Below are 12,714 nucleotides of genomic sequence, written 5' to 3' on the forward strand. Positions count from 1 at the left end.
ACGAGAATGTTATCGGTGGCCTCGTGTGGGATCTTGAGTGCGAATGCGAAAGGCGGCCGGAAGGCCGCCTTTCTGGATTTGTATTGATCGGAGTCAGCCTTACGCGAGCGGCACCGCGACGAATCGGGTGGCATCCGCACTTCTGACCTGCAACAGCACGCTGCGCTTGCCGGACGATTTGGCCTGCGCCAGCTCCGAACGGACTTCGGCGACATTGCTGATAGCCTTGCCACCGACATTGAGGATGACGTCTCCGGTCTGAATGCCGCGCTGCGCGGCCGGCCCCTCCGGATCAACCTCCGTGACGACGACACCCTCCCGGCCGGCGCCCTGCACATCGCCGGCCGGAGCCAGACCAAGCCCAAGGCGCGGCGTGCCGGTGCCCGGCTGCACCTTGCCGTCATAGGCCTTGCCCTGCGCCTGCCGTTCGTTCGGCAACTCGCCAAGCGCCAGCGTCACGGTCTTGCTTTCGCCCTTGTGGAAGATGTCGAGCTTGATTGAGCTGCCGGGCGCCAGGGTGGCGATGGTGCGGGCGAGATCGCGGGAATCCTTGACCGCCGTGCCGTTGACCGCGGTGATAACGTCGCCCGCCTCGATGCCGGCCTTCGCCGCCGGGCTGTCGGGTTGCGGATTGTCGACGATCGCGCCGCGCGCCTCCTTGAGGCCAACGCTGTCGGCAATATCCGACGTCACCGGCTGCACCTGCACGCCGAGCCAGCCGCGGGTAACTGCGCCCTTGTCCTTCAATTGCGCCACCACGAGTTTTGCAGTCGTAGCCGGAATATCGAAGCCGATACCGACCGAGCCGCCTGAGGGCGAGAAGATCGCGGTGTTCACGCCGATCACATTGCCGCTCATATCGAAAGCCGGACCGCCCGAATTGCCCTTGTTGATCGGCGCGTCGATCTGGATGAAGTCGTCATAGGGACCATTGCCGATGTCGCGGCCGCTGGCCGAGACGATACCCGCGGTGACGGTGCCGCCAAGGCCGAAGGGATTGCCGACCGCGACGACCCAATCGCCGATGCGCGGCTTCTGGTCGGAGAATTTGACGAACGGAAAATCTTTCTTGCCGTCGACCTTGATCAGCGCGAGATCGGTCTTCGGATCTGTGCCGACGACCTTCGCGGCGTAGGTCGTGCCGTCGTCCATGGTCACCTGCACGGACTCAGCGTGATCGACAACGTGGTTGTTGGTTACGGCATAACCGTCGGCGGAGATGAAGAAGCCGGAGCCTTCGCCCGTGATCATTTGGCGGCGCTGACGCGGCATGCCGTTCATGCCACCCGGAAAGCGGAAACCGAACTGTCGCGAGAACTGGTCGAGCGGCGAGCCTTCGTCCGAATCCATCCGGTTCTGTTGCAGCATCGCGCTCTTGTCGTTGCTCTGGTCAATTCTGACCCGCACCGAGATGACGGCGGGTTTGACCTTGGCCACGAGATCGCCGAAGCCCGGCGGGGTCGCAGCCGTTTCGGCGGCTTGGGCCGGCGCGACGAAGGAGGTCATCGCGAACGGCAAAGCGCCGGGAGCAGCCGCCAGCACGGCCACGCCAAGCGCGGCTACGCTGCCGAGCGGCGCGAGCCTGCGCGTCCTCAAGATCTTGCGGGAGGGGGGGATGTCGGAATTGACGCGATCGTTCATGTCGAGATGTCCATGTTGAGCAGCTGTCGCCTTGCGCCCAACATGGTCGTTGCCACCTTACGGCGTCCCGTCCACGCGATTAAATCTTGGCAAAGATTTGGGGACCGGCCAGCGGGCAAGACGATCAACGAAGACGATGCTGCCTGCGCGAAGCTTCAGCGACCGATCTGGCAGGACATGTCTGCCGGCTCTCGACCCGCACAGCCGGCCTGCCGGTCGCCCGCGCCGACATTGAGCCGGGCCGGCCCGCGGCTGTCACGCTGCGGCAGGTGGCTTCCAAGCCACGGCTTCAGGGGCGTCCTCGCCGCCTTGTGCATTGCACGCGTCGAAATGCGCCTTGAGCTCGACTTCCGCGAGATATTCGAAATGTTCGGCCTGGCCGAGAAGCTCCCAGTTCTGGAGCGGCCTGTAGGCTGCCTGCTGACGACAGAGGGACGCGAGCGCCCGGTAGCGACGTACGTTCTCCATGAGACCCTCCCTCGCATTCACAGGGCTTATTGCCTCGATTTGCGTCAGGCCGATGGCGGTCATGCAAAAGTTTTGCTGCGCCCGCCGCGCGCCAGCCTCGGTTAGTTCTAGCAAATGCGGAGGGGAGCCAAAGTTCCAGTCGGCGCGGATTCGCACGCTGAATTATCCCCGCCCGCCAAGGGCCAGGCGTAGAGGCGGCGATCGATGACGTAGTCTACCGGACAGGGCCTCCATCGCTTACGCGCATCCGCTGCGCAGACCTATCTTGCGGCTTTGGAAGCAGGCTGGCGTCGGCGGCGGCGCGAATGGCCGCAATATTGGCCGCGTATTCCGCGGCGCCTTTGCCGCGAAACACCGCGGAACCCGCCACGAGCGTATCGGCGCCCGCGGCGGCCACCGCAGCAGCATTGTCGCGCGTGACACCGCCATCGACCTCGAGCCGGATTGGCCGGTTGCGGATCATGGTCTTGATCCGTGCGATCTTCGCCAACTGGGAGTCGAGGAAGGACTGGCCGCCGAAGCCGGGATTGACCGTCATCACCAGCACGAGGTCAAGACGATCGAGCACATATTCGATGACACTCTCCGCCGTCGCCGGACACAGGCTCACGCCGGCTTTCCTGCCGAGCGCCCGGATCGCCTGAAGCGAACGGTCCAGATGCGGGCCGGCTTCTGCGTGCACCGTAATGACGTCCGCACCGGCCTTCGCGAACGCCTCGAGATAAGGATCAACAGGCGCGATCATGAGATGCACGTCGAAGACCTTCTTCGTCAGCGGCCGGATCGCCTTGATGACGTCGGGGCCAAAGCTGATGTTGGGCACGAAGTGTCCGTCCATGACGTCGCAATGGATCCAGTCGGCCCCCGCCGCATCGATCGCCACGATCTCCTCGCCGAGACGCGCGAAATCCGCCGCCAGGATTGAAGGAGCAACGATCACCTCTCTCGTCATGACCTTGCACTCCGCGCGTCGGCGCCGCCGCTGAAGACGCGGCTCGCCAGGACGTCGATGGGATCGATGGTTTCGAGGTCGGCGATGTCGAGCATGCGGTCGAGATCGGATACCAGGCGATCGGCCTGCCGCAGGCGGATACGGTCGACGGCGTTGCGGATCGACCGCGCGTTGGAGAAGAACGGCTGGGTCCGGCGCAGCGTGATGTATTTTTCGAACGCCTCGCGCGCGGCCGCCGAGAAGCGATAACCGCGCTCCTTCAGCATCAGCTCGGCGATGACGAGCAGCTCGGCTTCAGCATAGTCTGGAAATTCGATGTGGTGCGCGATGCGCGAGCGGAAGCCGGGATTGGAGGCGAAGAAGCTCGTCATCCGCTCGCCATAGCCGGCGAGGATCACGACCAGGTCTTCGCGCTGATTCTCCATCACCTGGAGCAGGATCTCGATCGTCTCCTGGCCGTAGTCACGCTCGTTGTCGGGCCGGTGCAGATAATAGGCCTCGTCGATGAACAGCACGCCGCCCATCGCCTTCTTCAATATCTCCTTGGTCTTCGGAGCGGTGTGGCCGATATACTGGCCGACGAGATCGTCGCGCGTGACCGAGATCACCTGCCCGCGCCGCACGAAGCCGAGGCCATGCAGGATCTTGGCCATGCGCAGCGCTACCGTGGTCTTGCCGGTGCCGGGATTGCCTGTGAACGACATGTGCAGCGTCGGCGGCGCGGAGGCTAATCCCGCGCGCTGCCGGATACGTTCGATCAAAAGCAGCGAGGCGATCTGGCGCACGCGGTTCTTCACCGGCTTCAATCCGACCAGCTCCTGCTCGAGCTGTTGCAGCGTGTCGGTGATCCCGGCCGCTTCAGCTTCCTTCCGGAGATCGAAATTGGTCTCGCTCTGTTCGGTTGTTGCGTGAGGAATATCAAGCATCGGCACCTCGAAGAAAAGAGCTTCGCCGCAGGGGAGCGGCGAAGCAGTGGTCCGCCAAGGAAACGGAGCAGGGAGTGCTCCGCGCGGAGAGGAATGGCTTACACGGACGCCTGCGCGGCTGGCTTTCGTACCGTGGTGTAGCGGATCGCGCGGCCGCCGACCTCGTGCCGCACCAGCTCGAACTCCGCCTCCTGCGCTGGCCGGTTGACGAGGAAGGAGATGCGCACCGATTCCCAGCCATGGCTGGAATCGAAACCGCTGATGCGGATGTAGCGGTCGCCGTACACTCTGCGGCACTCGGCGAGCTCCATCATCACGCCCGCGGCGTCCTGGAGATCGAACATCGGCAGGCCCCACATCTCCCAATAGGTGTTGCGGGGATGCGGATCGTCGGTGAACTCGATGTTCACCGCCCAGCCATTGGCGAGGCAGTACTGCACCTGGCTGTAGATCTGGTCGTCGGTCAGATCGGGCAGGTATGAGAAGCAGCCCTGGGTCAGTTTCATGTGAATCTCCTCAAACGGTTTCCAGCGCCGTCGGCACGAAGTCCGGCGTATCGGTGGATTGATAGTTGAAGGTGACGTCCTTCCAGACTTCGAGCGCGGCCTTCAGCGGCGTGCAGGTCTCGGCCGCCTTGGCGAGGATCTCCGGCCCTTCGTGGACATAGTCGCGGCCCTCGTTGCGGGCGAGGATCATCGCTTCCAGCGCCACGCGATTGGCGGTCGCGCCGGCCGCAATGCCCATGGGATGGCCGATGGTGCCGCCGCCGAATTGCAGCACGACGTCCTCGCCCAAGAGATCGAGCAGCTGGTGCATCTGCCCGGCATGGATGCCGCCGGAGGCCACCGGCATCATCTTGTTCAGGCTCGCCCAGGATTGGTCGAAGAACAGCCCGTGCTCGAGCTTGGTTGGATTGAAGTCCTCGCGGCAGACGTCGTAGTAGCCGCGCGTTGTGTTGGGGTCGCCTTCGAGCTTGCCGACCACCGTGCCGGCATGAATGTGGTCGACACCGGCAAGCCGCATCCATTTGGCGATGACGCGGAACGACACGCCGTGGCTCTTCTGCCGCGTATAGGTCGAGTGGCCGGCGCGATGCAGATGCAGGATCATGTCGTTGCGCCGCGCCCACTTGGCCATCGACTGAATCGCGGTGTAGCCGATCACAAGGTCGATCATGACGATGCACGACCCGAGCTCTTTGGCGAACTCGGCGCGCTCGTAAATGTCCTCCATCGTGCCCGCGGTGACGTTCAGGTAGGTGCCCTTGACCTCGCCGGAGGCCGCCTGCGCACGGTTCACCGCCTCCATGCAGTAGAGGAAACGGTCGCGCCAGTGCATGAAGGGCTGCGAGTTGATGTTCTCGTCGTCCTTGGTGAAGTCGAGCCCGCCCTTCAGCGCTTCGTAGACCACGCGGCCGTAATTGCGGCCCGAAAGCCCGAGCTTCGGCTTCACGGTCGCGCCGAGCAGCGGCCGGCCGAACTTGTCGAGCCGCTCGCGCTCGACCACGATGCCGGTCGCCGGTCCCTGGAACGTCTTCACATAAGCGACCGGGAAGCGCATGTCCTCCAGCCGCAGCGCCTTCAGCGGCTTGAAGCCGAACACGTTGCCGATAATCGAGGCCGAGAGGTTGGCGATCGAGCCCGGCTCGAACAGATCGAGGTCATAGGCGATGTAGGCGAAGTAGGAGCCGGGCGAGCCCGGGACCGGATCGACGCGATAGCATTTCGCGCGATATTTCTCCGCGGCTGTCAGCCGATCGGTCCACACCACGGTCCAGGTCGCGGTCGAGGATTCACCGGCGACCGCAGCCGACGCCTCGATCGGGTCGACGCCCTCCTGCGGCGTCACGCGAAACAGCGCGATGACGTCGGTGTCCTTTGGCGTGTAGTCGGGCTCCCAGTAGCCCATGCGCTTATATTCCATCACGCCCGAGCGATATCTTTCCTTGCCGCGGACGGTTCCTGCGTGTGCATTCATGACTTTCTCCTGCTCTTCTCTCTCTGAACGACTAGGCTGCGACCGGTTCGCGGGCGCCAATGCGCGGATCAAGTTCGCCGGCGCGATAGCGCCGCGCCATCTCGCTCATCGGAACCACCTTGATCTTGCTCGCGTGGCCTGCCGTGCCGAACTGCTCGAAGCGCTCGCGGCAAAGCTCGCGCATTGCATCCATCGCCGGCTTGAGGAACTTTCGTGGGTCGAATTCGGAGGGCGCCTGCGCGGCGACCTTGCGGAACACCGCGGTCATTGCGAGACGGCAGTCCGTGTCGATATTGACCTTGCGCACGCCGCTTCCGATGCCGCGTACGATCTCCTCGACCGGCACGCCCCAGGTCTGCGGCATCTCGCCGCCGAACTGATTGAACATGTCCTGCAGCGGCTGCGGCACCGACGACGAGCCGTGCATGACGAGATGCGTGTTCGGCAACCGGCGATGGATCTCCTCGACCACCCGCATCGCCAGGATGTCACCATCTGGCTTGCGGCTGAACTTGTAAGCGCCGTGCGATGTGCCCATCGCGATCGCCAGGGCATCGACCTTCGTCGCGCGGACAAAGTCGACGGCTTGGTCCGGATCGGTCAGCAATTGGTCGTGGCTGACCTTGCCCTCGACGCCGTGGCCGTCCTCCTGCTCGCCGCCGCCATGCTCGAGCGAGCCGAGCACGCCGAGCTCACCTTCGACGGAGGCGCCGACCCAGTGGGCGAGATCGACGACGCGGCGGGTGATCGCGACGTTGTAATCGTACTCGGCCGCAGTCTTTGCGTCGGCTTTCAGTGAGCCGTCCATCATCACCGAAGTGAAGCCGTGGGCGATCGCGGAGGCGCAGGTCGCTTCGTCATTGCCGTGGTCCTGGTGCATGCAGAGCGGGATGTCCGGATAGGTCCGCTCCAGCGCGTCGATCATGTGCGAGAGCATGAGATCGCCGGCGTAGCTGCGCGCACCGCGCGAGGCCTGGATGATGACCGGTGCGTCGACCTCTGCCGCCGCCTGCATGATCGCGATGCCCTGCTCCATGTTGTTGATGTTGAACGCCGGCACCGCGTAGCCGTGGCTGGCGGCGTGATCGAGCAGTTGGCGAAGGGTGATACGAGCCACGATGAATCCTCATTGTCGCTTGCGAGCGATCGCCCGTCGGGCGGCTTCCGCAATGCTTTGCGGTGTGATGCCGAACTCGCGGTACAGTACGGGCGCCGGCGCCGAGGCGCCGAAGCCGCGCATGCCGACGAACTCGCCGTCCATGCCGATCCAGCGCGGCCAGTCGCCCGCTACGGCCGCCTCGATCCCGACACGCGGCGCAGTGCCGAGCACGGTGGCGCGGTAATCGTCCGATTGTTGCTCGAACAGTGCGAAGCAGGGTGCGGACACGACGGCGGCACGGATGTGCTCGGTCGCGAGCAGGCGCGCCGCCTCCAGCGCGATCGACACTTCCGAGCCGGTTGCGATCAACGTCACGTCGCGGCCGCCGTCAGGCGACACGACGAGATAGGCGCCGCGCGCGACGCGGTTTCTGCCGCGAGCATCGCTGCGGAAGGTCGGCAAGGCCTGACGCGACAGGCACAACACGGACGGACGGCTCTCGGAATTGAGTGCGCAGTCCCAGGCCTCCAGCGTCTCCACCGCGTCGGCGGGACGGAACACCAGAAGGTTCGGAATCACCCGCAGCGCGGCGAGATGCTCGACCGGCTGGTGCGTCGGGCCGTCCTCGCCGAGGCCGATGGAGTCGTGGGTCATCACATGGATGACGCGCAGCCGCATCAGGGCCGCAAGGCGAATCGCCGGCCGGCTGTAGTCGGAGAAGGCGAGGAAGGTACCGCCGTAGGGGATGAAGCCGCCATGCAGCGCGAGGCCATTCATCGCGGCGGCCATGCCGTGCTCGCGAATGCCGTAATGGATGTAATCGCCAGTGAACGTCCCACGCGTGACGGGAGCCTGCACCTTGGCGTGCGTCAGGTTCGAATGCGTCAGGTCGGCCGAGCCGCCGACGAAACCGGGAATCGTCCCGGCGACGCCCTCGAGCACCTGTTGCGAGGCCTGGCGCGTCGCGATCTTCGGGCGCTCGCTGGCGAAGCGCTCGCGCAACGTCGCCGCAGCCAGCGCATAGGCGCCGGGCAAGGTGACGGCCTTGCCCTCGATGAACAGGTCGCGCTGCTCGGGCGTCGCACGTTCATAACGATCGAGCCAGGCGAGACGATCGACCTGCCCGCGCTGTCCGATCATCCGCCACGCCTTCAGGATCGGAAGTGGCACCACGAAGGGCTGATAATCCCAGCCCAGCATCCGGCGCGCAGCGGCCGTCTGCTCGGTTCCGAGCGGCGCACCATGCGCCTTCTCAGTGCCCTGGCGGTCCGGCGCGCCATAGCCGATGATGGTGCGGCAGGCGATCAGCGACGGTTTTGTCGTCTCACGCTCTTGCGCAATCGCCTGCGCAACGGCTTCGGGATCGTGGCCGTTAACGCGGCGCACCGACCAGCCGGAGGCGGCGAAGCGCGCGAGCTGGTCGTCGGAGGTTGCCAGCGAGGTCGGCCCGTCGATGGAGATTCCGTTGTCGTCGAACAGCACGATCAAGCGGCCGAGCTGGAGATGGCCGGCGAGCGAAATCGCCTCCTGGCTGATACCCTCCATCAGGCAGCCGTCACCGGCGATCACATAGGTGAAGTGATCGACGAGGCCATCGCCATGCCGCGCATTGGCCATGCGCTCGGCGAGCGCCATGCCGACAGCCGTCGCGATCCCCTGCCCGAGCGGTCCAGTCGTGGTCTCGACGCCCGGAGTGTGGCCGTATTCGGGATGGCCCGGTGTCTTCGAGCCCCATTGCCGGAACGCCTTGATGTCATCGAGGCTGACATCACCGCCGGTCAAATGCAGCAGCGCATAGAGCAGCATCGAGCCGTGCCCGGCCGACAGCACGAAGCGGTCGCGGTCGGGCCAGTTCGGGTGCGCCGAGTCGAATTTGAGAAAGCGTGAGAACAGCACCGTCGCGACGTCGGCCATACCCATGGGCAGGCCGGGATGGCCGGACTGCGCGGTCTCGATGGCGTCGACCGCGAGGAAGCGGACGGCGTTGGCGAGATCGTTGTGCGTGACTGCCGTAAGGTCGGCTTCGGCATGAACCGAGATGTTCATCGGGCCCTCCCGTTATCGTCGTTGCTTCACTTCAGGTTTCGCTTGCGTTCGATGAGCTGCATGATCAGCGGCGTCAGGATCAGCTGCATCGCGAGATCGAGTTTCGCGCCGGGGCAGACGATCGAATTCGCGCGCGACATCCAGCTTTGCGGCAACATCGACAGCAGGTAGGGGAAGTCGATGCCCCGCGGATTCTTGAAGCGGATCACGACCATCGATTCGTCTGGCGTCGGGATCCAGCGCGCGATGAACGGATTAGAGGTGTCCACCGTCGGCACGCGCTGGAAGTTCATGTCGGTCTCGGTGAATTGCGGGCAGATGTAATGGATGTAATCGGGCATGCGCCGCAGGATGGTGTCGGTGACGGCCTCGGTCGAATAACCGCGCGCGCTGCGATCGCGGTGCAGCTTCTGGATCCATTCGAGATTGATCACGGGCACGACGCCGATCTTGAGGTCGGCATAGCGCGCGACATTCACCTTATCCGTGACGACGGCGCCGTGCAGGCCCTCGTAGAATAGCAGGTCCGAATTCTCCGGTAGCCGCTCCCAATCGGTGAAGGTGCCGGGAGGTGCGCCATGCAACGCGGATTCCTCGGCATCGTGGACATAGTGACGCGTTACCGCCGTGCCGGTCTCGCCATAGTCGCGGAACGCGCGCTCCAGCTCCTCGAACAGGTTGGTCTCGGGGCTGAAATGGCTGAAGTGCTTGTTGCCGCGCTCGGCCTCGTTCGCCATCTGCGCGCGCATCTCGGCGCGGTCGTAGCGATGGAACGCGTCGCCCTCGATGTAGACGGCGTTGACTTTCTCGCGGAAGAATATCTGCTCGAAGGTCTTCTTGACCGAGGTGGTGCCGGCGCCGGAGGAGCCGGTGATGGAGATAATGGGATGCTTCCTGGACATGGGACGCCTCGCTCAGAGCCGGAAGAATCCGCGTCGCGCGAACAGCGGCGCGGAGACGCTGGCGACCAGCAGCGGATCGCAATGCAATTCCTCGACCCGCCGCACCTCATTGCTCGAGCCCATGATCAGCGGCACGCGCTGGTGCAGGCTTTGCGCAGACAGCTCGAGGATGCGCTCGCGCCCGGTCGAGGCCGAGCCGCCGGCCTGCTCGATGATCATGGCGATCGGATGCGCTTCGTAGGTCAGGCGCAGGCGGCCGTCGCCATAGCCGGGACGCGCGTCCGAGGGATAAAGGAACACACCGCCGCGGGTGAGGATGCGATAGGCTTCCGCGACCAGCGAGCCGATCCAGCGCATGTTGAAATCGTGGTTGGCGGGGCCTTCGACACCGGCGAGGCATTCGTCGATGAAAGCGCGCACTGGCGGATCCCAGTGCCGGCGATTGGACGCGTTGATCGCGAACTCGTCGCAAGCCTCGGAGATCTGCACGCCGCTGCGCGCGAGGCGGAAGCAGCCGGACTTGCGATCGAGGGTGAAGATATCGACGCCGTCGCCGAGCGTCAGCACCAGCGAGGTCTGCGGGCCGTAGGTGGCGAAGCCCGCCGCAAGCTGGGCCGAGCCGCGCTGATGGAAGGCGAGTGAGGGATCATCGGGTGCCGGCAGGATCGAGAAGATCGTGCCGACGGTCATGTTGATGTCGATGTTGGAGGAGCCGTCGAGCGGATCGATCGCGACGCAGATGCGGCCGTCACGGTCGACAATCTGGGCCTCGCGCATCTCCTCCGACGCCAGGGCAGCGAGCGGCAGCCTGCTGAGGCAGCGGCGCAGGATCGCATCGGCCTGAACGTCGAGATCGCGCTGGAGGTCGCCGTCGCTGTTGCGGCCCGTGGTCAGGCCCGAGGCGTCGGCGAGATCGCCGGAGGCGATGAGATCGGCGATCTCGATCGCCGCTGCCGCGATGGCGTCGACTGCGGCCGCCACGGCGAGCGCATGCAGCGCGGTCTCAGAGTACCGTTGAAGGTGGTCGTCCAACCTCAGTTGCCCGGTCATCTGCGTCCATCCCCTTGCTGGCGCCGCATCTATCTCCCTCCCCGTGGAGGTCGGTGCGGTCAGTCCCAGCACGATGAGATTGACAGGGACGGCTTAATAAGGAAAATTTCTATTCATAATGAGCTCAAAAGAATTTTCTTATAATGGCCCCGGCCACGGGGCGTCCCAGCTCCGGCATCTGACGATCCGGCAGCTGCGCTCGCTTGCGGCGGTTTCGGCCAAGGGCAGCGTGACGGCGGCGTCCGGCCATCTCGGGCTGACGCAGCCCGCCGTGACCCAGCAGCTTCGGCAGCTTCAGGACCTCGCCGGCCTGCCGCTGGTGCAGCGGACCGGTGACGGCATGCTGCTGACGGAGGCCGGCAAGGAGGTGCTGGCGCTGGCCGAACGGGTCGAGGCCGCGATCGTGGATTGCCAGGGCGCGCTCGACCTGCTGGCGGGACGGACCGGCGGCACGGTGCAGCTCGGCGCGGTCTCGACCGCAAAGTACTTCGTGCCGCACGCGATCGCGGCGTTCTCCAAGCGCTATCCCAAGATCGAGATCAAGCTCACCATCGGCAATCGCGAGGAGATCCGCGAGGCCATGCACGGCTACGACCTCGATTTCGCCGTGATGGGTCGGCCACCGGCGGACGTCACCGTCGACGTCCGTCAGCTCGGGCGCAATCCGCACATCATCGTCGCGCGGAAGGGGCACTGGCTGGAGAAGGATTCCGGCCTCAACCTGACCGATCTCGTGCACGAGACCTTCCTCACCCGCGAACCGGGCTCGGGTACGCGGACGCTGATGGAAGGCATGTTCCAGAAGTCGGATCTCGAGCCGATCATCGGCATGGAGATGAGCAGCAACGAGACCATCAAGCAGGCGGTGATCGCCGGGCTCGGCATCGCCTTCATCTCGGCGCACACCGTGGCGCATGAGCTCGCCGAGGGCCGGCTGATCGTGCTCGACGTCGCCGGCCTGCCGATCGTGCGGCAATGGTACGTGATCCGCCGCAGCGACAAGGTGCTGCTGCCGCCGGCGCAGGCGATGTTCGATTTTCTGGGTTCGGAGGGATCGAACTATCTGCCCGACGTGCCCGAACTCGGCGGGGGATAGGCCGCCGAAGTTCAGCCCATCAGCTTCATCGCGATCGTCGCGGCCAGGATCACGATGATCTGGAGCAGACGCTCCGTCGTGAAGATGCGGTTGAAGGTGGTCATCGCGTGCCCCGGCCGACGTGAAGAATCTCGTTGAGCCGTTGCTAGCACAGGCGCTTGCCGAGACAACTCCGTAATTGCACCGTGATGTCCCGTGCACGATCCGACGATCGCACCTTCGGCAAGCTGGATCGGGGCCGTGCCGATGGTTGACGATCAGGCCGCGAGCGGGACGGCGTAGTCTGCGCGCGCCGCGAAATAGGCTTCCAGCTCCAGTAGCGCCCGCGCTTCCCACTCCCTCGCCTGCTCCAGCAACGACCAGCTCTGGCCCGGGCGGAATGCAGCGGTCTGGCGGTAGAGCGATGCGATGCCGCGGTAGCGGCGCACGTTCTCCAAGATGGCGTGACCGGTTATTTGGCCGTTCATGTCCGAAAACTCCCTCGTCATTCCCGCGGGAGAAATTGCGGCCAAATCTTTTTCGAAAAGTTAGCGGCGCGCGGCAAGCTCGCGGATGGT

At 64.8% G+C, this 12,714-nt stretch carries 12 protein-coding genes; 1 reads left to right on the forward strand and 11 read right to left on the reverse strand.

Going from position 1 to position 12,714, the window contains the following annotated elements; all coding sequences use genetic code 11:
• Positions 1–99: 99 nt before the first annotated feature.
• The 10 genes from IVB01_RS30955 to IVB01_RS31000 all read right to left on the reverse strand — a co-directional run bounded on the left by IVB01_RS30955 (position 100) and on the right by IVB01_RS31000 (position 11,061).
• Positions 100–1,641, reverse strand: coding sequence for a Do family serine endopeptidase (locus IVB01_RS30955; protein ID WP_247279136.1), 1,542 nt, complete (start codon positions 1,639–1,641; stop codon positions 100–102).
• A 255-nt stretch (positions 1,642–1,896) separates the two neighbouring features.
• Positions 1,897–2,109 (reverse strand): hypothetical protein, encoded by a 213-nt coding sequence (locus tag IVB01_RS30960; RefSeq protein ID WP_247415212.1) that lies wholly within the window; start codon positions 2,107–2,109, stop codon positions 1,897–1,899.
• Between the two features lie 214 nt (positions 2,110–2,323).
• Positions 2,324–3,061, reverse strand: a complete 738-nt coding sequence (gene rpe / locus IVB01_RS30965; RefSeq protein ID WP_247415214.1) for a ribulose-phosphate 3-epimerase — start codon at positions 3,059–3,061, stop codon at positions 2,324–2,326.
• Positions 3,058–3,987 carry a CbbX protein gene (gene cbbX, locus IVB01_RS30970; protein WP_247279133.1) on the reverse strand — a complete coding sequence of 310 codons (930 nt, stop codon included), beginning with the start codon at positions 3,985–3,987 and terminating at the stop codon, positions 3,058–3,060. Before cbbX ends, rpe begins: the two co-directional genes overlap by 4 nt.
• 98 nt (positions 3,988–4,085) lie before the next feature.
• Positions 4,086–4,493, reverse strand: coding sequence for a ribulose bisphosphate carboxylase small subunit (locus tag IVB01_RS30975; protein ID WP_247279132.1), 408 nt, complete (start codon positions 4,491–4,493; stop codon positions 4,086–4,088).
• A 10-nt stretch (positions 4,494–4,503) separates the two neighbouring features.
• The gene (locus IVB01_RS30980; protein WP_247279131.1) at positions 4,504–5,964 is read right to left on the reverse strand and encodes a form I ribulose bisphosphate carboxylase large subunit; all 1,461 of its coding nucleotides are present in this window, start codon (positions 5,962–5,964) and stop codon (positions 4,504–4,506) included.
• A gap of 31 nt (positions 5,965–5,995) precedes the next feature.
• Positions 5,996–7,081 carry a class II fructose-bisphosphate aldolase gene (gene fba, locus IVB01_RS30985; protein WP_247279130.1) on the reverse strand — a complete coding sequence of 362 codons (1,086 nt, stop codon included), beginning with the start codon at positions 7,079–7,081 and terminating at the stop codon, positions 5,996–5,998.
• Between the two features lie 9 nt (positions 7,082–7,090).
• On the reverse strand, positions 7,091–9,109 hold the full coding sequence (gene tkt / locus IVB01_RS30990) for a transketolase (RefSeq protein WP_247279129.1): 2,019 nt from the start codon (positions 9,107–9,109) through the stop codon (positions 7,091–7,093).
• 26 nt (positions 9,110–9,135) lie between these two features.
• Positions 9,136–10,011: a phosphoribulokinase gene (locus tag IVB01_RS30995; RefSeq protein WP_247279128.1), complete on the reverse strand. Its 876-nt coding sequence runs from the start codon at positions 10,009–10,011 to the stop codon at positions 9,136–9,138.
• Positions 10,012–10,023: 12 nt separating this feature from the next.
• Positions 10,024–11,061: a class 1 fructose-bisphosphatase gene (locus IVB01_RS31000; RefSeq protein WP_247279127.1), complete on the reverse strand. Its 1,038-nt coding sequence runs from the start codon at positions 11,059–11,061 to the stop codon at positions 10,024–10,026.
• Between the two features lie 118 nt (positions 11,062–11,179).
• On the opposite strand from IVB01_RS31000, the gene IVB01_RS31005 reads away from it, so the two are divergent.
• Entirely contained in the window at positions 11,180–12,157 is a 978-nt protein-coding gene (locus IVB01_RS31005; protein ID WP_247279126.1) for a LysR family transcriptional regulator, read from the forward strand.
• A gap of 257 nt (positions 12,158–12,414) precedes the next feature.
• Here IVB01_RS31005 and IVB01_RS31010 read toward each other — a convergent pair whose 3' ends face one another.
• The gene (locus tag IVB01_RS31010; protein WP_247280334.1) at positions 12,415–12,624 is read right to left on the reverse strand and encodes a hypothetical protein; all 210 of its coding nucleotides are present in this window, start codon (positions 12,622–12,624) and stop codon (positions 12,415–12,417) included.
• Between the last annotated feature and the right edge of the window lie 90 nt (positions 12,625–12,714).

It is taken from the genome of Bradyrhizobium sp. 164 (genome assembly GCF_023073715.1).
Classification (GTDB): Bacteria; Pseudomonadota; Alphaproteobacteria; order Rhizobiales; family Xanthobacteraceae; genus Bradyrhizobium.